This is a genomic window from Variovorax sp. RCC_210, assembly GCF_041355175.1.
Taxonomy (GTDB): Bacteria; Pseudomonadota; Gammaproteobacteria; order Burkholderiales; family Burkholderiaceae_C; genus Variovorax.
Genome location: NZ_JBFUPJ010000010.1, coordinates 277158 through 298499, shown reverse-complemented (window position 1 = coordinate 298499; position 21342 = coordinate 277158). Strand labels below are relative to the sequence as shown.

At 70.2% G+C, this 21342-nt stretch carries 20 protein-coding genes; 9 read left to right on the top strand and 11 right to left on the bottom strand.

What is annotated here, in order from left to right; translation table 11 throughout:
* Positions 1 to 138: 138 nt before the first annotated feature.
* On the bottom strand, positions 139 to 375 hold the full coding sequence (locus AB6807_RS26195; protein ID WP_371086835.1) for a hypothetical protein: 237 nt from the start codon (positions 373 to 375) through the stop codon (positions 139 to 141).
* A 133-nt stretch (positions 376 to 508) separates the two neighbouring features.
* Here AB6807_RS26195 and AB6807_RS26190 point away from each other — a divergent pair, with 133 nt between their 5' ends.
* Positions 509 to 781: a hypothetical protein gene (locus AB6807_RS26190; RefSeq protein WP_116907136.1), complete on the top strand. Its 273-nt coding sequence runs from the start codon at positions 509 to 511 to the stop codon at positions 779 to 781.
* A gap of 6 nt (positions 782 to 787) precedes the next feature.
* Here the strand turns inward: AB6807_RS26190 and AB6807_RS26185 are convergent, their stop codons facing one another.
* Positions 788 to 2059 (bottom strand): MFS transporter, encoded by a 1272-nt coding sequence (locus tag AB6807_RS26185; protein WP_371086834.1) that lies wholly within the window; start codon positions 2057 to 2059, stop codon positions 788 to 790.
* A gap of 76 nt (positions 2060 to 2135) precedes the next feature.
* Between AB6807_RS26185 and AB6807_RS26180 the strand changes: the two genes are divergently transcribed.
* The gene (locus AB6807_RS26180) at positions 2136 to 3044 is read left to right on the top strand and encodes a LysR family transcriptional regulator (RefSeq protein WP_371086833.1); all 909 of its coding nucleotides are present in this window, start codon (positions 2136 to 2138) and stop codon (positions 3042 to 3044) included.
* On the opposite strand, the gene AB6807_RS26175 is transcribed toward AB6807_RS26180, so the two are convergent.
* Genes AB6807_RS26175 through AB6807_RS26155 form a run of 5 tightly spaced genes read right to left on the bottom strand, consistent with a single transcriptional unit; the run spans position 3041 to position 9204 of the window.
* The gene (locus AB6807_RS26175; protein ID WP_371086832.1) at positions 3041 to 4417 is read right to left on the bottom strand and encodes a four-carbon acid sugar kinase family protein; all 1377 of its coding nucleotides are present in this window, start codon (positions 4415 to 4417) and stop codon (positions 3041 to 3043) included. The two genes, AB6807_RS26180 and AB6807_RS26175, sit on opposite strands and share 4 nt — an antisense overlap.
* Positions 4414 to 5688, bottom strand: coding sequence for a ribulose-bisphosphate carboxylase large subunit family protein (locus AB6807_RS26170; protein WP_371086831.1), 1275 nt, complete (start codon positions 5686 to 5688; stop codon positions 4414 to 4416). Before AB6807_RS26170 ends, AB6807_RS26175 begins: the two co-directional genes overlap by 4 nt.
* Before the next feature lie 8 nt (positions 5689 to 5696).
* Positions 5697 to 6236, bottom strand: a complete 540-nt coding sequence (locus AB6807_RS26165; protein WP_371086830.1) for a VOC family protein — start codon at positions 6234 to 6236, stop codon at positions 5697 to 5699.
* 37 nt (positions 6237 to 6273) lie between these two features.
* Positions 6274 to 8169, bottom strand: a complete 1896-nt coding sequence (locus AB6807_RS26160; protein WP_371086828.1) for a TRAP transporter large permease subunit — start codon at positions 8167 to 8169, stop codon at positions 6274 to 6276.
* A gap of 6 nt (positions 8170 to 8175) precedes the next feature.
* Positions 8176 to 9204 (bottom strand): TRAP transporter substrate-binding protein, encoded by a 1029-nt coding sequence (locus AB6807_RS26155; RefSeq protein WP_371086827.1) that lies wholly within the window; start codon positions 9202 to 9204, stop codon positions 8176 to 8178.
* A 113-nt stretch (positions 9205 to 9317) separates the two neighbouring features.
* On the opposite strand from AB6807_RS26155, the gene AB6807_RS26150 reads away from it, so the two are divergent.
* Entirely contained in the window at positions 9318 to 10406 is a 1089-nt protein-coding gene (locus tag AB6807_RS26150) for a LacI family DNA-binding transcriptional regulator (RefSeq protein ID WP_371086825.1), read from the top strand.
* A 15-nt stretch (positions 10407 to 10421) separates the two neighbouring features.
* Here AB6807_RS26150 and AB6807_RS26145 read toward each other — a convergent pair whose 3' ends face one another.
* The gene (locus AB6807_RS26145) at positions 10422 to 12326 is read right to left on the bottom strand and encodes an ABC transporter ATP-binding protein (protein WP_371086824.1); all 1905 of its coding nucleotides are present in this window, start codon (positions 12324 to 12326) and stop codon (positions 10422 to 10424) included.
* A gap of 5 nt (positions 12327 to 12331) precedes the next feature.
* A complete protein-coding gene (alkB, locus tag AB6807_RS26140; RefSeq protein ID WP_371086823.1) occupies positions 12332 to 12979 on the bottom strand; it encodes a DNA oxidative demethylase AlkB in 648 nt (215 codons plus the stop codon).
* A gap of 180 nt (positions 12980 to 13159) precedes the next feature.
* Between alkB and AB6807_RS26135 the strand changes: the two genes are divergently transcribed.
* From AB6807_RS26135 to AB6807_RS26110, 6 genes are all read left to right on the top strand, one after another.
* The gene (locus tag AB6807_RS26135; protein WP_371086822.1) at positions 13160 to 13897 is read left to right on the top strand and encodes a serine protease; all 738 of its coding nucleotides are present in this window, start codon (positions 13160 to 13162) and stop codon (positions 13895 to 13897) included.
* Between the two features lie 26 nt (positions 13898 to 13923).
* Positions 13924 to 14394, top strand: a complete 471-nt coding sequence (locus AB6807_RS26130) for a YbaB/EbfC family DNA-binding protein (protein ID WP_371086821.1) — start codon at positions 13924 to 13926, stop codon at positions 14392 to 14394.
* A 4-nt stretch (positions 14395 to 14398) separates the two neighbouring features.
* Positions 14399 to 15829, top strand: a complete 1431-nt coding sequence (locus tag AB6807_RS26125) for a trypsin-like peptidase domain-containing protein (RefSeq protein ID WP_371086820.1) — start codon at positions 14399 to 14401, stop codon at positions 15827 to 15829.
* Between the two features lie 100 nt (positions 15830 to 15929).
* On the top strand, positions 15930 to 16160 hold the full coding sequence (locus AB6807_RS26120; protein ID WP_116907148.1) for a hypothetical protein: 231 nt from the start codon (positions 15930 to 15932) through the stop codon (positions 16158 to 16160).
* 101 nt (positions 16161 to 16261) lie between these two features.
* The gene (locus tag AB6807_RS26115) at positions 16262 to 17947 is read left to right on the top strand and encodes a phospholipase D family protein (protein WP_371086818.1); all 1686 of its coding nucleotides are present in this window, start codon (positions 16262 to 16264) and stop codon (positions 17945 to 17947) included.
* A gap of 186 nt (positions 17948 to 18133) precedes the next feature.
* Positions 18134 to 20047 (top strand): hypothetical protein, encoded by a 1914-nt coding sequence (locus tag AB6807_RS26110; protein WP_371086817.1) that lies wholly within the window; start codon positions 18134 to 18136, stop codon positions 20045 to 20047.
* A 73-nt stretch (positions 20048 to 20120) separates the two neighbouring features.
* Here the strand turns inward: AB6807_RS26110 and AB6807_RS26105 are convergent, their stop codons facing one another.
* Entirely contained in the window at positions 20121 to 20627 is a 507-nt protein-coding gene (locus tag AB6807_RS26105) for a murein hydrolase activator EnvC (RefSeq protein ID WP_371086816.1), read from the bottom strand.
* A gap of 213 nt (positions 20628 to 20840) precedes the next feature.
* Positions 20841 to 21323, bottom strand: a complete 483-nt coding sequence (locus AB6807_RS26100; protein WP_116907151.1) for a CreA family protein — start codon at positions 21321 to 21323, stop codon at positions 20841 to 20843.
* Between the last annotated feature and the right edge of the window lie 19 nt (positions 21324 to 21342).

Below are 21342 nucleotides of genomic sequence, written 5' to 3'. Positions count from 1 at the left end.
TGCAGATTGACTTCGCACATCAATCTTGGTACTCGATACCGTGACCAGGAAGCGAGAAGTCCCTTTGCATTCATTTCGCTGCGGGAAGCACCCGACGCCCTGTTCACTTGGGCACGCTGTCGGTGTACTCACGCCGACTTACTTGTCTTCGGTCTTGAACAAACCGCGAATGTTGAGCGCCGCAAGACAGACCTGCAGCGCGATCAGGGCCCACGCGCGGGTATGCAGGCCCCAGGCGACCCATAGCACATTGCTCAGCAGGAAGATCCAGAACCCGAGGTTGCGCCTGGACTTTTCTCGCGACGCCACGAGCCATGCTGCAGCGACAGAAGCGGCGAAGGCCGGCCATTGAATGAGCGAGAGAAGGTCTTGCATGAGGTGACGCTAAGCCACGCGACAGCAGGTTGCAGGTGCTTCATTGCCGACGCGCAGCGTGGGCCGTCTCTCACACGACCCTGCACGGCGGGGGCGCAGATTGAATGACAACTTTGAATCAAGGAACCGCGCCATGGAAACCCAGACACCCGCCATCGAAGAACGCCTCACCACCTTCACCTACCGGGGGCGGTTCTTTCTGTGCCGTGCCGAACGGCTCGACGACCAGACCTACAGGCCTGTGGTGGTGTGCCGCTCGCCCACGCCGGACGGCGAAGACACGCAACTGCCCGACGACACCGAGAACGCTTCCTACGGCACCGAGGCCGAGGCGCTGCGCCACGCGGAGCAGCAGGCCGTGCGGTGGGTGCACGACCGCACGGGCGACGGGCAAGGTGAGGCCTAGGCCTGGTCAACCCCCGGCGGGTGCGCCTGCATTCGCCGTCTTGCCCTGCGCGGCTCGCTCCACGTTCCATGCGAGCACCAACGCCGCCGCCAGCAGCGCGCCGGTGAACCCGGCGACGGCGGGCCATCCGCCGTGCGCCCAGGCCCAGCCGCCCATCGACCCCATCACGCTCGAGCCCGCGTAGTACGCCAGCAGGTACAGCGAGGCCGCGTGGCCCTTGGCCTGCGAGGCCATGCGGCCGACCCAGCCGCTGGCCACCGAGTGCGCGATGAAGAAACCCACCGTCAGCAACACCACGCCCAGCGCCATGCCCGCAAGCGCGTGCAGCAAGGTCGCGAGCACGCCGAGGCCGGCCACCACGATGCCCGTGACCAGCACCGGCCTGCGGCCGAGGCGGTCGGCCATGGCGCCGGCCATCGACGAGGCGACGATGCCGAAGATGTAGACCGTGAACAGCACGCTCACCTGCGTCTGGCTCAGGTCGTACGGCGGCGCCATCAGGCGGAAGCCGGCGTAGTTGTAGACGGTGACGAAGGCGCCCATCACCAGGAAGCCGATCATGAAGAGCGAGGCCATGCCGCGGTTGCGCAGGTGCGAGAGCCAGTGGCCGATGTGGCGCCGGGGCGCGAAGCCGGTGCGGCGCACGAAGTGGCGCGAGGCCGGCAGCAGCAGCACGAAGCCGATGGCGGCCAGCAGGCCGATGGCGCCGATGGTGGCCATCGCGATGCGCCACGAGGTCATCTCGGCGAGCACGCCGATGCCCACGCGGCCGGCCATGCCGCCGAAGGCCGTGCCGCCCACGTAGAGGCCCATGGCGAAGCCCAGGCCGTCGGGGTGGATCTCTTCGGCCAGGTAGGCCATGGCCACCGCCGGCACGCCGCCGAGCACCAGCCCCTCGACTGCGCGGGCCACCAGCAGGCTGTGCCAGCTGGGCGCAAAGGCCACGACCACCGTGAGCACTGATGCGCCGCACATCGACGCGAACATCAGGCCGCGCCGGCCCAGCGCCTCGGAGAGCGCGCTGGCGCACAGGATGGCCAGCGCCAGGAAGCCGGTGGAGAGCGAGAGCGACAGCGAGCTTTGCGCGGGGCTCACGCCGAACTCCTGCGTGAACACCGGCAGCAGGGGCTGCACGCAGTACAGCAGCGAGAAGGTGGCGAAGCCGGCGAGGAACAGCGCGAAGGCGATGCGGCGGTAGGCGTCGGAGCCGCGGGTGACCAACGTGGAAGGCGCCGAGGATGGTGCAGAGAAGGGCGCCGGGGAAGCAGGAGAAGACATGGCCCAATTTGACGCCTTGCTGGCACTCCAGTCCAATATATGGCACAGCTGAACACCATACCTTTCACAGATACCCATGGAACTGCGCCACATCCGCTACTTTCTGGCCGTTGCAGAAGAACGCAACTTCACGCGCGCCGCGGCCCGCGTGGGCATCGGCCAGCCGCCGCTGAGCCAGCAGATCAAGGACCTGGAGGCCGAGGTGGGCGCGCAGCTGTTCCGGCGCGTGCCGCACGGCGCGGAGCTGACCACGGCGGGGCAGGCCTTCCTGGAGAACGTGCAGGCCATTCCCCTGCAGGCCGAGAAGGCGCTGCAGGCGGCGCAGCGCGGCGCGCGCGGCGAGCTGGGCGCGCTGCGCATCGGCATGACCGGCTCGGCCATCTTCAACCCGGCCGTGCCCGCGGCCATTCGGTCGTTTCGCCGCGCCTACCCGGTGGTCGACCTGACGCTGGAAGAGTCGAACACCACGCGGCTGGGCACCGGCGTGCGCGAGGGCGACTTCGACGCGGCCTTCTTGCGGCCGGGCTCGGTGGGCAGCGACGGCCTGCAGTTCAGGCTGGTGTCCGAGGAGCAGATGGTCGCGGTGCTGCCGCTGCGGCACCCGGCCGCCAGCGCGCAGGCGGTGGACCTGCGCCGGCTGCGCGGCGATGCCTTCGTCATGACGCCGCGCGCCGTCGGGCCCACGCTGTTCGACACCGTGGTGTCGGCCTGCCGCAAGGCGGGCTTCGAGCCGGTGCTGGGGCAGTCTGCACCGCAGATCGGCTCGGTGGTGACGCTGGTGGCGGCGGAGCTGGGCGTGTCGGTGGTGCCTGCGTCGATGGCGCAGCTGCAGGTGAACGGGGTGGTGTACCGGCCGATCGAGGGCAAGCCGCCGGTGACGCGGCTGACGCTGGCCTATCGGCGGGGGGAAACGTCGGCGCTGGTGCGCAATTTCATTGCGCACGCGGTGGGCGCGAAGGTGGCGCCTGCCGATGGCGCCGGCTAGGCCGCGCCATGCACCAGCCGCTCGAACACATCCACCGCCCCCATCTGCCCGCCCTTCAGCATGACCTCCATGCCGTCGAGCCTCGCATCGTCGCTGTGCACGCGGCACAGCGAGGCGCCGGCGCCCATGTCGGCGACATAGGACAGCGCCCAGGCGTCCAGCGCCTGCACGCCGTGGCTGGAGGTGTCGCCGCCGGCCACGCCGATGCGCTTCAGCGGCGTGGTGGCCAGCACCTTCGCCAGCAGATCGCCGCCGGCACGCGCGAGCGCCTGCGCGTCGAGTGCGTTGCCTTGCGGCGACGCGTTGGGCGAACGGGTGCAAGCGAGCACGTTGTGGCCGAGCGCGAGGCTTCGCGTGATCGCATCCGCGTGATCGTTTAACGCCGCGGCGTCGCGCTGCGCCAGCTTCTGCGCATCGAGCCACACGATGTCGAAGGACTGCGCCGCCGCGACCTGCCGCGCGGTCACGGGCGAGAGGCTGCCCGCCAGCACGAGCACGGGGCCTTGCGCGGGTGCCACGCCGGCATGCGCATGCGCGTGCGCGTGCGCAGTCGATGCGGCGTTGTTCTCTTCGCGCGACGCAGGCATCGCCATCGCCATCGCCAGCGCATCCACCACGCTGCTCGGCCCCACGGCCAGCAGCGTCGAAGCCTGCGCGCGCGCCCACAGCACTTCGCCGATGGCCGCGAGCTGCGATGCGTCCGCCACGTCGAACAGCACCGCATCCGCCGGCGGCGAATGCAGCGCCTGCCTCAGCGCGGTCGCCAACGCCTCGCCGCCGCGCGACGCGGCGGTGTACGGCACCGAGCACACATCCGCCAGCCCCTGTTTCGCCAGGTGCAGCCGCAGGTCGGCTTCGTCCATCGGCGTGACGGGATGGCGGCTCATGGTGGGGTGGCGGTCGATGCGGAACACCTCGCCGCCGCTGCCCGCCGTGGCGAACAGGTTGCCGAAGAGGCAGTAGCGGCCCAGGTTGGGCTGGCCGCCGACGATGGCGGTCCAGGGCTGCTCGACGGCCGCGCGCAGCACGCGCACGGCGGCGCCGATGGAGCCGATGTGCGGCGCGCTGTCGAAGGTCGAGCAGGTCTTGTAGTGCAGCACGCGCGCGCCCAGCGAGCGGAACAGGGTGGCCACGGGGCGCAGCTCGGCCTGCATGGCGTCGGGCGTCATCGCGCGCGCGGCGCCCGCGATGCCCAGCACGTCGAGCGGGCCTACGTGGTCCAGGCGCGCGGCGTCGGGCGTCTTCAGGAACAGCAGCGCCCGCAGCCCCGCGCGCGCGGCGCTGCCCAGGGTGTCGGTCGCGCCGGTGAAGTCGTCGCCGTAGTAGACGACGGCGGGGCCCGGTTTGGCGGTGCTCTGTTTCTCAGGGCTCATGGCTTGCCGAAGAAGGCGAGGGCGCGCGCCAGTTCGGGCTGTTCCCTGGCTGCCTCGGCCAGCGGCACGCCCGCGCGCGCGGCCGACCATGCCTGCCGGATGCTGGTGACGCCCGCGGCCGCGCCGTCGGGGTGCGCGAGGATGCCGCCGCCGGCCATGAAGAGCAGGTCGTCGCTGCCGATGGCCTGCCACGTGGCGGGCACGGTGCCGGCCCATTGGCCCGAAGAAAAGGCCGGCATCACGCGGTCGTCCACTGCGTCGGTGAGTGGCGTGTAGCAATCGCGCGCCGATTCGGTCACCTCGCTGTCGGGCTGCGAGAACTTGCCCTGCAGCCCGTGCACATGCATGTGGTCCACACCCGCGAGCCGCCACAGCACCTGGTACGCCTGAAAGGAAATGCCCAGCAGCGGGTGCCGCGACAGCGCACCGTAGCCGTTGCGGTGCCCGTGCAGCGCCAGGCCGGTGTGGCGCCGCAGCGTCTGCATGCCCGAGTGGCCGCACCAGTTCAGGCTGGCCATCACGCAGGAGCCGCCTTCGCGCTCGACCAGGTCGGCGTGGCGCTTCATGGCGTCGGTTTCGTCGGTGATGTTGAAGGCCACCATCACGTGCTTGCCGGTGCGCTGCTGGTGGTCGCGCACCACCGCCATCACCGCCGGCACCCGCTCGGCCAGGGGTGCGTGCGCGGGGTCGGCGCAGACCTCGTCGTCCTTGATGAAGTCCACGCCCGCGGCGCAGAGCCGGCCGACCAGCTCGGCCGTCTCCGACGCTGAAAGCCCGACGTTCGGCTTGAGGATGGTGCCCACCAGCGCGCCGCTCGCCACGCCGGTCGCGCTGCGCGTGCCGGCGATGCCCGCGCGCGGCATGTCGAACCGCGCGCGGTACGCGGCCGGCACCTGCAGCGACTCGAGCCGCAGGCCCGTCACCTCGCCCAGGTCGTACAGGTTGCCCGACACGGTGGCCGCCAGCGTCGGCAGGTTGGCGCCGATGTTCGCCACCGGAAACGCGATGTCCACATGCGCGCGCCGCCACGGCCCCTTCGTTCCCTTGCGCTCCAGCAGGGCGTTGGGCAGCGACGGGCTGGATGCCGGCGCGAGCTCCGTGATGGCCTCGACCGTGGCGCGTGCCCGCGCGCGCAGCGCATCGGTCTCTCCCTCCACGCGGGTGAAGGTGCCGCACGACTGTTCGCCCGCCATCACCTCGGCCACGGCGGCCGGGTCGTGCGGGGTCTCGATCAGGTAACGCGCGTGGATGTGCTGGATGCGTTCGGTCACCACGGTGCTCACAGCCTGCTCAGGTCCGGAAAGGGCCGCACGGGCTCGCTGCCGTCCCAGCCTTCGGAGGCGCTGCGAATCAGGTCGAACATCTTGCCCTTGGGGCCCGCGACCTCCGACAGCTCGATGACGGTGCCCGGGTGGTACTCGGTGTCGAAGTAGATGAAGCGGCCGCGCTCGCCCACCTCGCCGCTCATCACGGGCTTGAAGCCCTGCGCGGTGAGGCGCGCCAGGTCGGCGTCGTAGTCGGCGGTCCAGTAGGCCACGTGCTGCAGCCCGGTGCGCCCGGCCTGCAGGAAGTCGCGGTACATCGAGGGCACGTCGTTGCGCGTCTGTATGAGCTCGACCTGCACATAGCCCGAGTTGGCCAGCGCCACCGAGTTGTGCGGCTCGTGGGCCTCGCCCTTGTAGCGGTAGTTCTTGATGGGCACCTTGGGGTTGTAGAACCAGGGGCCCACGCCGAGCGTGGTGCTCCAGTAGTCCATGGCGGCTTCGATGTCGTGCACGACATAGCCCAGCTGGCGGATCTCGCCGAGGAATCGACTCATTGCGGTTGGCTCCGGTGATGTGAGTGTGTTGTTGTGTTCAGAACTTGAGGAAGCCGGTCGAGAACCACGGAAACGCGGCCACGATCACCAGGCCCACCAGCATCGCGCCGATGTAGCCCCAGATGTGGCGGATGCCCTCGTCGGGGTTGACCTTGCTCACGGCGCAGGCGCCGTAGTAGCCCACCCCGAAAGGCGGCGCGAACAGGCCGATGCCCATCGAGAAGATGACCACCATGGCGTAGTGCACCTCGTGCACGCCCGCGGCCTTGGCAATGGGGAACAGCAGCGGCCCGAACAGCACGATGGCCGGAATGCCCTCGAGCACGCTGCCCAGCACGATGAACGCGACGACCGACACCGCCAGGAAGCCGTAGGCCCCGCCGGGCAGCGCGCCCATCACGCGCGCCAGGTCCTGCGAGAAGCCCGACTGCGTGAGGCCCCACGCCATGGCCGTGGCGCAACCGACGATGAAGATGATGGCGCCCGACAGCGAGGCGGTGTCGATCAGCATCGGCTTGAGCCGCTTCCAGTCGAACTGCCGGTACACCACCAGCCCGACCACGGCCGAGTACACGATGCCGATGGTCGACACCTCGGTGGCCGTGGCCACGCCCTCGACCACGGCCGCGCGAATGACGAAGGGCAGCAGCACCGCCGGCAGCGCGACCAGCAGCAGCTTGCCGATCTCGCGCTTGCTGTAGCGCTGCACGCCGCTCAGGTCTTCGCGGCGGTAGCGCCACCACACGACCACGCACAGCGCGGCGCCCAGCACCACGGCGGGCAACAGGCCGCCGGTGAACAGCGCGGCAATCGAAATGCCGGTGACCGAGCCGATGGTGATGAGCACGATCGACGGCGGAATGGTCTCGGTCTGCGCGCCCGTGGCCGACAGCAGCGCCACCAGGTCGCCGGGCTTGGCGCCGCGCTTGACCATCTCGGGGAACAGCACGGGCGCAATGGCCGCCATGTCGGCGATCTTGGAGCCCGAGATGCCCGACACCAGGTACATGGCGCCGATGAGCACATAAGAGAGCCCGCCGCGCACATGCCCCAGCAGGCTGGCCAGGAACTGGATCATGGCGCGCGCCATGCCCGTCATCTCGATCAGCGCGCCCAGGAAGATGAACAGCGGCACCGCCAGCAGGATGAGGTGCGACATGCCTTCGTCGAGCCGCCCCACCATCACCAGCAGCGGCGTGCGCGTGGTGAGCGCCAGGTAGCCGAAGGTGGCCAGCGCGAACGAGAACGCGATGGGCACGCCCGACAGCACCGTGGCCGCCACCACGACCACGAAGAACACCACCAGGTTGAACTTGCCCAGCGTGGCGAACAGCGGCGCCGCCAGCCAGAAGGCGCCCACCAGCGCGGCCATGCCGAGCACCGCCACCGCGATCTGCCGGCCGGTGCACACGCGCAGCAGGCGCAGCAGCGCCATCGCCAGCATGATGCCGATGCCCGCTGGAATTGCGGCAGCGCGCCAGGCGTTGCTGACCTCCAGCGCGGGCGTGACGATGAACGACTCTTCGTGCGCGTAGTCGATCGAGGGCCAGATGATCAGCACCAGGAACGCGACCGACGCCGCGATGGCGAAGGCGTCGAGCATGGCGCGCGTGGAAGGCTTCACCTTCTGCAGCAGCGCGGTCATGCGCATGTGCTCGCCGCGGCGCAGCGCCACCACGGCGCCCAGCATCGACAGCCAGAGAAAGAGGATGGACGCGAGCTCGTCCGACCACACCAGCGGCGCATGGAACACATAGCGCGACACCACGCCCGCGAACAGCACGCAGATCTCGGCCAGCACCAGCAGCGCGGCCACCGCCTCCACGGCGCCGCCGAGCACGCGGTCGGCGCGCGAGGCGATGCCGCTCAGCGGGTTGGCCGACGCGCCGCCGCTCGCGAAGGCGGCCGCCTCGAAAGTCGATTCATGCACCATGGCCGCTCAGGCCAGCTTGCCGACGGTGCCTTCGAGCAACGCCCAGGCCTCGGGGCCGAAGCGCCCCTTCCACTCGCCGTAGAAGCCCGACTCGCGCAGCTTGGCGCGAAAGCTGTCGGCGGTGGGGCGGTTGATGGTGAGGCCCTTGGCCTGCAGGTCGCCCACGACCGATTCGTTGAGCCTCTTGATGTCTTCGCGCTGCTGCATGCCGGCGTCGTTGATGGCGCGCGCCACGATGGTCTTCAGGTCGTCGGGCAGCGCGTCCCAGGCGCGGCCGTTGGCGATGAACCAGTAGCCGTCCCAGATGTGGTTGGTGAGCGAGCAGAACTTCTGCACCTCGAACAGCTTGGCCACCTGGATGATGGGCAGCGGGTTTTCCTGCGCGTCGACGATCTTCGTCTGCAGCGCGGAGTACACCTCGCTGAACTGCAGGCTGGCGGGCGCGGCGCCCAGGCCCTTGAACATGGAGATCGACAGCGGGCTCACGGGCACGCGGATCTTCAGGCCGTCCATGTCCTTCGAGCTGGCCACGGCGGCCTTGCTGCTGGTGGTCTGGCGAAAGCCGTTGTCCCACATCTTCTCGAAGGCGTACAGGCGCGACTTGGCGATGGCGCCGCGCACGTGCGCGCCCAGCTTGCCGTCCATGGCGCCCCACACCTGGGCGTAGTCGTTGAAGGCAAAGCCCACCGCGTTGATGGCCGCCACCGGCACCAGCGTGGCAATGACCAGCGCCGAGGGCGTGAAGAACTCGATGCCGCCCGAGCGCACCTGCGCCAGCATGTCGGTGTCGCCGCCGAGCTGGTTGTTGGGAAAGATCTTGATCTCGACGCGGCCCTTGGTTTCCTTGGCGATGCGGTCGGCCGCCTCTTGCGCGCGGATGTTCAGCGGGTGCGTCAGCGGCAGGTTGTTGCCGTACTTGTACGAGAACTCGGCGGCGCGCGCGATGCGCGGCACGGCCGTGACGATGCCGGCGGCGGGGAGGGCGGAAAGGGCGCGCAGGGCGCCGCGGCGGTTCATGCGGTTCGGCGGTGTCATGTCTGTCTCCGTTATGCAATTGATGCAATCTGATGCACCATGGGCTTCAAGGCCCAGCGAAGATAAAAGCATGCATGATCCGGGTCAAACTTCTGGCTGATGGTTTTTGATGTATGCGGGAAAACCCTTCACTCGTTCCTGAGCCTTCCGGGGCGCCTGCGGATTCCGCCCGCGACGCACGCCGTGCGCGCGTGGTCGACATCGCCCGCGCCGCGCAGGTCTCCACCGCCACCGTCGACCGCGTGCTCAACCGCCGCCCCGGCGTGCGCGACGCCACGGTGCAGCGCGTGCTCAAGGCCGCCGGCGAGCTCGACTACCTGCCGGGCCCCGCGCTGTACGCCGCGCTCACGCCGCCGCCGCTGCGCCTGGTGTTCCTTCTGCCGGCGGGCACCAACCGCTTCATTCGCATGCTGGGGGACATGGTGGGCTACTCGCAGGAGCACTGGGCGCCGTTCAACGTGCAGTGCCGCACGGTGTTCATCGAGAGCTTCAACCCGCACGAACTGGCCGACGCGCTGCGCCGCCACGGCCAGCGCTGCGACGGCATCGCGATGATGGCGCTGGAGCACCCGGCGGTGCGCGAGGCCGTGGCCGCGCTGGCGGCGCGCGGGCTGCCGGTGGTCACGCTCATTTCAGACCTGTCGAACTCCGGGCGCGCGGCCTTCGTGGGGCTGGACAACCGCGCGGCAGGCCGCACCGCGGGCTACCTCATCGGCCGCTTCATCGGCGCGCGCACGGCCAAGGTGGCGCTCATCGCGGGCAGCCTGAGCTACAAGGCGCACGAGGAGCGCGAGGCCGGCTTCCTGCACGTCATCGACGAGATGTTCCCGCGGCTGGAGGTGGTGGGCCTGCGCGAAGGGCAGGACGACGCCGACAAGAACCATCGCCAGACGCGCGCGCTGCTCGAGCAGCACCCGGACATGGGCGGCATCTACAACATCGGCGGCGCGTCGGACGGCGTGGCGCGCGCGCTGAAGGAGGCGGGGCGCGAGCAGAAGGTGGTCTTCATCGGCCACGGGCTCACGCCCGACACGCGCGCGCTGCTGATCGACGGCAGCATGGACGCGGTGATCACCCAGAGCCCGCACACCACGCTGATGAACTGCGTGCGCATCTTCACCAACCTGCGGGACAAGCGCGAGGCGCTGAGCGGGGTGGAGACCACGCGCAGCCAGGTGATCTTTCGCGAGAACCTTCCTTAGCGCGCCACCTGCCGGTCAGGTGTGCCCACCAGCGCGCGCCGCCATGCGCTGCAGCAGCGGCTGGCGCGCCAGCACCGCGTCGCGCGGGCCGTGGTCGAGCACGCGGCCGGCCTCCATCAGCACCACGGTGTCGAAGCGCTCCAGCAGGCTCAGCCGGTGGATCGACGCGATCACGCAGGCATCGGGAAACGCCTCGGCGATGCGCGCGAGCACGCGGGCCTCGGTGTTGGCGTCGAGCGCGCTGGTGGGCTCGTCGAGCAGCAGCAGCGAGCTGCCCTGCGCCGCGAGCACGCCGCGCGCCAGGCACAGCCGCTGGCGCTGCCCGCCCGACAGGTTGAAGCCGCGCTCGGACACGGCCGTGTCCAGGTTGCCGTGGTTGGCCTTGAGCACCTCGTCGAAGGTGCTGGTGTGCAGCGCCGACAGCAGCAGCGCGTCGTCGCGCGGCTGGCCGAACGCGAGGTTCTCGCGGATGCTGGCCTCGAACAGCTCGGTTTCCTGCGGAATGAGCGTGGCCAGGCGGCGCAGCTGGGCCCAGTCCATCGGCTGGCCGTCGAACAGCAGCGTGCCGCTGCCCGGCGGGTACAGCCCCGCCAGCACGCGCAGCAGCGTGCTCTTGCCGCCGCCGCTGGGGCCCACCAGCGCCACGCGCTGGCCGCGGCGCAGCGTGAGCATCACCTCATGCAGGCCGCTGCGCGCGGGCTCGGCGCCGTTGCCACCGCCGTTGCCGTTTGCGATGTCAAGCGTGGGCAGGGGCATGGGCACCGGCACCTCGCCGCGCGCGGCATAGCGCCACTGCAGGTTCTGGATGTCGAGCTGGTGCCACTGCGCATCGGCCACGATGCGCTCGCGCTCGGGCACCTGCTCGGGCGGCGTCGCCAGCACGTCGCCCGAGGGCGCGCGCCAGATCGGTTCGGCGCTGCTGTAGTCGGTGTGCATGCGCGCGAAGAAGCTGAAGTTGGCCGCCACCGAGGTGACCACGCCCGCGGCCTGCTGCGCGTACTGGTAGATCATGAACACGGCCCCCAGCATCACCGCCTGGCCCGGCGCGCGCGCCTGCCACACATAGACCACCACCAGCCCCCAGGTCAGCGCCAGCCCCATCAGGTCGACCGCGAACCACTTGCCCTCGTTGAGCACCACCGTGCGCTTCAGCGGCAGCGAAATGGCCGCCATGCGACGGCGCAGCAACAGGCGCGACGCGCCCTGCAGGCGCAGCCCGATCACGGTCGATGCATTGCCCAGGAAGTCGAGCAGCGCGGCCACGTAGCGGCGGTCGGCGTCGTTCTCGGCGCGCGCGAGCTTCATGAGCGCGCGGTCGATGCGCACGATCACCAGGCCGATCAGCACGTAGCCCGCCAGCGCCGTCAGGCCGCTGGTGCGGCTCAGCAGCGCCAGCGCCACGAGCGGGCCGACGAAGTTGACGGCGTTGGTGAGCCAGATGAACTGGTTCTGCGCAAAGTCCGACAGCGCGCGGCTGGCCTGGTGCACGCGGTGCTGCAGCTCGCCCGAATGATGGCCGTCGTGCCAGGCCAGCGGCGCCGCGGCGATGCGCGCGTACAGCTCGTCGGCCAGCCGCTCTCGCACCTTCATGCCCACGTTGCGCTCCAGGATGCGGCCCGGCCCGTGCAGCACCCAGGCGCCCACGTACACGCCGGCCAGCGTGGCGATCCAGCGGCCGGCACCGCCCAGGTCGGCGCGCTGCAGCGAGTTGATGGCCTGCCCGGCCAGGTAGGGCAGCGCCAGGCGGATGAGCTGCGAACACGCCAGCAACGCGGTGGCGCCCAGCAGCTGGCCGCGCGCACCTTCGGCGAAGTGCCAGAGCGCGGCATACAGCGCGCGGATGGCGCCGCCGGGGGAGGGTTGTTTGTCTGGGAGCGTGCCGGGGGTATCGGAGGTGGCCGTGGTGGAGCTTGTCTGCATGCGTGTCAGCCCGCTTTGCGGAAAGTGAGGTTGATGCGAAGCGCACCCAGCAGCGGGTGCGGTTGGTCTTTCAGCGGCAGCACGCCGTGGTAGCGCAGGCGGTCTTCGCCGCCCCAGACCACCACGTCGCCATGCACCAGCGGCACGCGCACGGCCTTGTCCGCGCGCGCCAGGCCGCCGAACAGGAACACGGCCGGCATGCCCAGCGACACCGACACGATGGGGGCGCCGTAGTCGTGCTCGTCCTTGTCCTGGTGCAGCGACAGCCGCGCGCCGGGCGCGTAGCGGTTGACCAGGCAGGCATCGGGCGCGAAGCCGTCGAAGCCGGCGGCCGACGCGGCCTCGCGCGCCAGTCGCGCGAACGCGTCGGGCAGCGGCGGCCAGGGCTGGCCGCTGTCGGGGTCGGTGGCGCTGTAGCGGTAGCCGCGGCGGTCGCTGGTCCAGCCCAGCGCGCCGCAGTTGGTGAGCGCCACCGACATCGTGAAGCCGCCCGGCGTGACCAGGTGGCGGAACGGGGCGCGCTGCGCGAGCGCGTCGATGGCCGGCAGCAGCGCGCCGACGAAGGGCAGGGCGAAGCCGGGGAGCACGAAGGCGCCGGGGCCCAGGGGTTCGCGTGCCTCGCGCGGCGGGTCGTCGAACAGTGCGAGCGTCATCCGGCCCATTGTCGCCAGCCTTGCCGGACCGGGGCGGCACGCGGTTTTTCATGAAATTTTTGTGACAAAGCGCAGTCCGGCGTGCCGGTTTCCGTCTTGTCGGGAGACGCCCCGCGACCGTTCGCACCCCATGCCTCCATGTTCCCTATGCCGCCCGCCCACTTGCCTTCCTGCCTGCGGTTGCCCCGTGCTTTTACCCACAGTTTCGCCAGAGCTTTTGCCGTTCTTGCGCTGCTCGTCGCCGCATTCGCGCCCGCGCATGCCGGCGAGGCACCGCCGCCCGACACCAACGCCAGCGGCGTTTTCCTGAACGCGGCAGGCGACGTGCTGACCGCGCGGCACGCGGTGACCGACTGCCGCTCGCTCTACGCCGTCAAGGGCGCGCACGTGGCGCAGGCCACGGTGATCGCCCAGAGCCCTGAGCTGGACCTGGCCGTGCTGCGCACCGCGCTCGTGCCCTACCTGAGCGCCACGCTCGCGCTCGGCGACGCCGCGCCCACCCACAGCGTGGGCGTGTTCGCCGAGGCCTACGCCGTGCTGCAGCGCCTGCCCGAACGCGCGAACCTGCTCAGCAACGCCATGACCGTGCCCGGCGCCGAAGGGCTGCAGCTGCTCTCGGGCGTGAAGCCCGGCGCCAGCGGCAGCGCGGTGCTGGGCGCCGACGGCCTGTTGCTCGGCGTGGTGGTGGAGCGCGTGGCCGCGGCGCCGCACGCCGGGGGCATGGTGCTGAGCCGCGCGGCTTCGTCTTCGCCGGTCACGGGCGCCACGCAGGTGCGCGCGGTGCCCGCGTCGCAGGTGCGGCGCTTTCTTCGGGCGCACGACATCGCGTTTTCTGAAAGCGGCAGCCCGCAACTGGGCCCCCAGCAATCGCCGGCCGCGCGCGCCTCGACCCTGTCGGTCGGCGTGCTTTGCGGCTGAGCTCTTTACCGATTCCTGAAAGACCCATGAACCCTTCCTCCAAACCCACGCCCACCCTTCGCTGGGGCCGCCTGCGGCTGGCGCTCGGCTGGCTCGGCCTCGGCCTGGCCAGCGCGGCCGCGCCCGTGGTGGCCACCGCGCAGACGCAGCAGCAGGTGCCGCAGCACTGGATCAGCTATGCCAACCTGGCGGGCAACCAGTTGCAGTCGTCGCTCAGCGATCCGGCCAGCGACACCGTGGTGCGCCTGCACGCGTGGATGCAGGCCCGCATGCTGAAGGAAGGCCAGCCCGTTCCGCCGCCGCCCGTGGTGGTGCGCGTGTGGGTGGCGCCCAGCGGCAAGGTCGAGCGCGTGGCCTTCGACTCGCTGGGCGACGCGCAGGCCGACACCGATTTGCGCGCGCTGCTCACCGCGCAGCCGCTGGCCGAGCCGCCGCCGCGCGACATGCGCCAGCCGATGGTGCTGCAGCTGACGCTGAGCTTCGTCACGGCCAGTTGAGGCGATGAAGCACTCGCGCGCCTGGGGCGCGGTTGGCGTGACGCGCGCCTGGGGCGCGGTTGGCATCGCGCTTGCCTGCCTCGCCACCACGCTTCCGCTTCACGCGGCCCTGCCATGGCCAGCCTCGGGCGTCTCGCAGCTCGTCAAGGCTTACGGCCCGGCCGTGGTGCACATCGGCGTGGAGCGGCCATCCGCCGCGGCGCGCCGCTTCAGCGATCGCTGGCTGTTTCCCGTGCCCGGTGCGCCGCGCCCGCCGGCCGAGGCCGACGAAAGCAGCCTGGGCACCGGCTTCATCGTGAGCGCCGACGGGCTCATCCTCACCAACGCGCACGTGGTGGCGCGCGGCACGCAGATCACCGTGAAGCTGCCCGACCGGCGCGAGTTCAACGCGCGCCTGGTCGGGCTGGACGCGGTGGCCGACGTGGCGCTGCTGAAGATCGACGCCGGCGCGCTGCCCACGGTGCGCATCGGCGACGCGGCCGGCGTGGAGCCCGGCGACGGCGTGGTCGCCATCGGCTCGCCCTACGGTTTCGGCAACTCGGTCACGGCCGGCATCGTGAGCGCCAAGGGGCGGCTGCTGCCGGGCGCGGAGTACATGCAGTTCCTGCAGACCGACGTGCCCATCAACCCCGGCAACTCGGGCGGGCCGCTGTTCAACCTGCGCGGCGAGGTGATCGGCATCAACTCGCGCATCTACAGCCGCAGCGGCGGCTACCAGGGCCTGTCGTTCGCCATTCCCATCGACACGGCCATGCGCATCAAGGACCAGCTGCTCGCCACCGGCACCGTCACGCGCGGGCGCATCGGCGTGTCGGTGCAGGAGGTGGGGCAGGCGCTGGCCGACACCTTTCGCCTGCCGCGCCCGGCGGGCGCGCTGGTCAACTACGTGGAGCCGCGCGGCGCGGCCGAGCGCGGCGGGCTGAAGCCGGGCGACGTGATTCTTTCGGTGCAGGGGCGCGAGGTGGTGCAGGCGGCCGATGCGCTGGGCTTCATCGCCGAGCAGGTGCCGGGCGAGGCGATTCGCCTGCGCGTGTGGCGCGAGCGCGCCGAGCAGGTGCTCGAGGTGCGGGTGGAGGGCTTCGACACGCCGCGGCTGCCGGCGAGCGCAGCGGGTACAGCGGGTGCCCCGGGTGGGCAATCTGCTTCGGCACCGTCGCGCCTGGGCTTCGCGGTGCGCCCGCTGGCGCCGGCCGAGCGGCAGTATCTGCGCGTGGAAGGCGGGCTGCTGGTGCAGCGCGTGAACGCGGCGGCCTCGCGCGCGGGCGTGCAGGCGGGCGACCTGATTTTGGCGTTCAACGGCCAGCCCATCGACAGCGCCGAGGCGCTGGTGCAGGGGCTGGACGCCGCCGACGGCGCGGCGGCATTGCTGGTGCAGCGCGGCGGCGCGCGCATCTTCGTGCCCATCTGCGCGCGGGCGGGCATGTCGCGGTGCTGAGCGGGGACGGAGCCGATCGTGGCCGTCGGATCGGCCATAAGTAGTGCTTAGGGTTTAGATTCTTGAAGCTACGAAACAAAAGGCGTATGGTGAATCCATCATGGACAGCACCCGCCTCGCTCTCAGCGTTCCAGAAGGCTGGACGGGCTGGATCGAGCTCATGCGAACCCCGAGCGGCACCTACGCCGGCATCTGCGAGCTGAGCCTGCGCGGCATTCCGCGCTGCGCGCTGGTGATCACGCAGCAGCTGTCCTGGGACTCGGCGGTGGAGCGCGCCACGCTGCGGGCCGATCATTTCGTGCGGCAGTGGGGGCCGGGGCGCGGGCACTGAAGTTCTCGCGCGGCGGGGCAGCGCGCTGGCGGGGCTCGTGGTAGAAACCGCGAGCTTTCCGGGCCGCGCGCTTCAAGCCTTCTTTCCACACCCCCGCTCCCATGCCGAACCCCACCCGCCGGGCTGCCTACATTTCGCCTGCCCAGTGGGCGGAGAGGGCGCAGTGGCTCCAGTGGCTGTTGCCGTCATCGCTGCAGTTGCGCCGCCTCGCGGGTCTGCTTCTGCTGGGCATCGCCGCGTTTTGCATGGCGGGCTGCGCGGGCCTGCCCACCGATGTGCAGCGCACGCCGTCCACCGCCATCGCCAACGGCGCGGACACCACCCTCGGGCGCCTCGTGCAGGCGGCCATGCCGCCGGGCGAGCCGCTCAGCGGCTTCCGGCTGCTGCCGATGCCGCAGTTCTCGCTGCACGCGCGCATCGAGCTCGCGCGCCGCGCGCAGCGCTCCATCGATGTGCAGTACTACCTGGTGCAGAACGACGAGACCGGCCGCTACCTGCTGCGTGCCCTGCGCGACGCGGCCGACCGCGGCGTGCGCGTGCGGCTGCTGGTGGACGACCTGTACACGGCCGGCGCCGACCCGCTGTTCGCCAGCTTCGCCTCGCACCCGAACGTGGAGGTGCGCCTGTTCAACCCGTTTCCGGCGGGGCGCGACCGCTTCGGCACGCGCTGGGCCTGGTCGATCCTGGATTTCGACCGGGTGCACCGCCGCATGCACAACAAGCTCTACGTGGTGGACAACACCATCGGCGTGATGGGCGGGCGCAACATGGCCAACGAGTACTTCCTGCGCGACGGGGGCTCGAACTTCATCGACATCGACACGCTGGTCGCCGGCGCGGTGGTGCCGCGGCTGTCGTCGCTGTTCGACATGTACTGGAACAGCCCGTACGTGTACCCCATCGGCGCGCTGGTGCCGCCCACCGGCGAAAGCCCGCTGCAGCTGCGCGAGCGCTTCGACCGGCTCACGTCGGGCCCCGGCCAGCTGCACCCCGAGGAGCCCGCGTCCACCGACCTGCTGGGCAACAACCCGCTGGCGCAAGACCTGGACGCCGGCGCGCTGAAGCTGGTGTGGGCTCGCGCCGAGGCCTATGCCGATGCTCCCGTCAAGGCGCTGGCGCCCGAGGCGGCGCGCGGCCTGCCGGCCGACGAGGCCAGGGACAGCGTGCTCTACAACGTGCGCCGCTACCTGCGCGGCGCGCAGAACGAAATCGTGCAGACCACGCCGTACCTGATTCCGGGGCGCGGCGGCATGGAAACGATTCGCCTGGTGCGCGGCAACGGCGTGAGCTACACCATCGTCACCAATTCGCTGGCGGCCACCGACGAGTCGCTGGTGCACATCGGCTACCGCCGCTACCGCGCCGACATGCTGCGCCTGGGCGTGGAGCTGTACGAGCTGAGCCCCAAGCGGGTGGAGCAGACCAGGCGCTTCGGCATGTACGGCTCGGCCAGCGGGCGGCTGCACGGCAAGTCGGCGGTGATCGACCGCAGCACGGTGTTCATCGGCTCGATGAACTTCGACCCGCGCTCCATGCTGCACAACACCGAGGTCGGCATCTTCATCTTCAGCCCGCAGCTCGCGCAGCAGCTCACCAGCCTGGTCGGTTTCATGCGGCTGGACGGGGCGTACCAGCTGCAGCTGGGGCCCTCGGGCGCCATCGAGTGGGTGAGCCCGGCCTCGGGCGACGCGGCCGACACCATCCTGCACCAGGAGCCGGAGACCGATTTCTGGGCGCGCTGGCGGCTGAACCTGCTGGCGCCGCTGGTGCCGGAGAGCCTGCTCTAGGGTGAGGCAGGGAGGGCGCCGTCAGGTCCTTGTGAGGACCAAAGACATAACGGCGAGCGGCTCGCATCCTCTAAACACAGGATGGCGGGGGAACGAGGGGCACAGAAGAATTGCAACACTCGTGTTACGAGTTGATTCTTTTGTTAACTCCCCAAGTCCCTAGGCCCCTTCTTCCCCCGAACATCCATGACAACAAACTCTGCAACCCCGGCTGTCCCCCATTCGTTCTTCAAGACGACGCGCTCCGCCTGCGCGGTGGCGCTTTTGGTCTCGCTGGCCGCTTGCGGCGGCGGGGGAGGCGGCGGTGGCGGGTTTGCCGGTTTCCCCGTGGCCGGGGGTAACCCGCCCGCGACCAATCCGCCGGCGTCCGACCCGCCTGTCGTCGTCACCGAAGCGAAGTTCTCGGGCACGGCCGCGGCCGGCCTGCCGCTGTCGGGCAACGTCACCGTCAAGGACGCCAAGGGCGCCACCAAGACCGTGCCGCTGGTGGACGGCCACTACGACATCGACGTGACCGGCATGACCGGCCCCTTCGTCTTCCGCGCCGAAGGCACGGTGGGCGGCCAGCGCACGGTCATCCATTCGGCCGCGACCGCCGCCGACGCCAACGGCACCATCAACATCACGCCGCTGACCGACCTGGTGGTGGCGAACATCGCCGGCCGCCTGGCCGACCAGTATTTCGACAGCGGCGATTTCGCCGGCGTGTCGCCCGAGCAGCTCAAGGCCGAGTCGGACGCGCTGAAGGCCAAGCTGCTGCCCGTGCTGCAGGCGATGGGCGTGGACGCGAGCATCGACCTGCTGCGCACCGCCTTCACGCCGCTGTCGAGCGCGCTGGACAAGGCGCTCGACGTGCTGCGCGTGAGCGTGGACCCGGTGACCAACGTGGCCACCATCACCAACATCGTCACGCAGCAGCAGATCACCGACGACCTGGCCGTGAAGGCCGCGCAGGACGCCGGCACCACGCCGCTGAGCGGTAACGGGCTGAGCACCGCGGCCGACGACATCGTGGCCATCCGCAAGGTGCTGTCGGACTTCGTGGGCAAGTTCGCCAACGGCCTGCCGGCGCAGGGCGAACTGACACCGCTGCTCACGGACAGCGCCAAGCCCGTCACCGGCACCTACGGCTTCCGTTCCTCGGACCTCACGGCGCAGCAGTTCGTCGAAGAGGCGGTGACGGACAGCAGCCTGGTGGGCGCGAGCTTCACCGACGTGGTGATCAACCGCATCAACTACACCATCGACAGCAACAACACGAGCCCGCGCGCGTTCGTGGAGTTCACGCACCGCGACAAGAACGGCGTGGCCTTCAGCAACAACCAGGGCATGCAGATCGTGAAGGGCACCGACGGCGCGTGGCGCCTGCGCGGCGACGGCCGCGTGCTCGACCTGAACCCGCGCATCCAGGTGAGCAAGGACCTGGGCACGGGCTGCGTGAGCACGCTGCTGAACTTCAACATCGAAGACCGGAACACCGCCAACAGCAACAACGTGGCGTCGGTGGTGATCACGGGCCCGGGCCTGCCGGCCGAAGGCATCCGCTACCTGCGCCCTTCGAGCGGCGGCTTCTGGTCGCTGCAGGGCACGCCGGGCAACAGCAACTACCACCTGGCCTCGAACTGCGGCGGGCTGCCCAATGCGGGCCTGAGCGACGCAACCATTGCCGCGCTGCCCGCCACGCCCGAGTACACCTTCACGGGCTACGAGAGCAACAACACCACGGTGGCCAAGTTCAGCGGCTTCGACATCGTCTACAAGCACGCCTTCCATGCCCGCCCGCTGACGCTGGGCGAAGCGGTGGCCGCCAGCTACCCGAGCTTCACCACCACGCCCGCGCTGGCCGACTACGCCGGCGATGCCGACCTGGCCATCAGCGCCACGGGCCTGAACCCCGGCTTTGCCGCGGAGTTCTACCTGCAGCTGGCGGCCAACCCCACGGCCATCGTGAACGACCAGGCCGACGTGGCGCCGTCGAGCGCGGGCACGGCATCGAAGACCTTCAACCTGCCGTCGCAAGGCCCGACGACCGTGAAGTACACCTTCGTGAGCACCAAGGACGCCAACTGGCGCGAGCTGGTGCTGCACGACCAGCACTGAGCGGCTGCCCGGCGCACAAATAGAAAAGCCCCAGCGATGGGGCTTTTTTCATGGGTGCGAGCAGGGAGGGCGGTTACTGCTGCAGCAAGCCGTTGAGGTACGGCTCGGGGTTCACTGCGGTGCCGTTCTTGCGGATCTCGAAGCGCAGCTTCACGCGGTCGGTGTTGCTCTTGCCCATTTCGCCGATCTTCTCGCCCTGGCGCACCACCTGGTTCTCCTTCACGAGGATGGTCTGCAGGTGCGCGTAGGCGGTCAGGTAGGTCTCGTTGTGCTTCACGATGATCATGTTGCCGTAGGCCGGCAGTTCGCCGCCCACGTACACGATGCGGCCGTCGGCCGAGGACAGCACGGGGTCGCCCAGGTTGCCGGCGATGTCGATGCCCTTGATGCGCACGCCGTCGAAGCGCGCGATGGTGGCGCCGGCGGCGGGGCGCACGAACAGCGCGGCCGGGCGCTGCACCGGCGGCGTGACCGCCGGGGCCGTGCGGGGCGTGTTGAGGTCGGTCGTCGTGCAGGCCGCGAGGCCCAGGGCAACCAGCGCCAGGGCGGCGGTACGGGAAACAAAAGTCTGAAGGTGCATGGCGCTGTGGGGGAACGGATTCGTTGCGGAGGGTTCCTGCGGCCGGGCTTGCCGGGGCGGGCCAGGGTGGCGAATGCTAGCAAACCAACGCGACGGCTTACAAAGCGAGAGAAACCGGCGGCGAAGGGGTGATTGAAGCGGCGGGCCGTGGCGCGCCGCCGTCGCTGCCGGTTTGGGGCTCGGGTTCGGGCTCGGACGCCGCCGGCTCTGGCGCTACTTGAGCGGAATCGGCGTGCCGCGGTCGATGGGCACCGCGGTGATGCTGTTCTTGGGCGAGCCGTCGATCAGCAGGTCGGAGTAGGTCAGGTAGACCAGCGTGTTGCGCTTGGCATCGACCATGCGCACCACGCGCAGGCGCTTGAACAGGATCGACAGCCGCTCGCTGTACACCTCCTCGCGCTTGGGCAGCGGCTGCGTGACGGTCACCGGGCCGACCTGGCGGCAGGCGATGGAGGCCTCGGCCTTGTCCTCGGCCAGCCCGACCGCGCCCTTGATGCCGCCGGTCTTGGCGCGCGACACATAGCAGGTCACGCCCGTGACCTTGGGGTCGTCGTAGGCCTCGACCACGATCTTGTGGTCGGGGCCGATGAGCTTGAACGCGGTGTCGACGTCGCCCACCGTTTCCGCCTGCGCCGTGGCGGCCAGGGCAAAGCCGAAGCCGAGGAGGGCGCGAAGCAGTGGGGAGCGGTGTGTCATGTGGAAGGAGGAGGGTGGA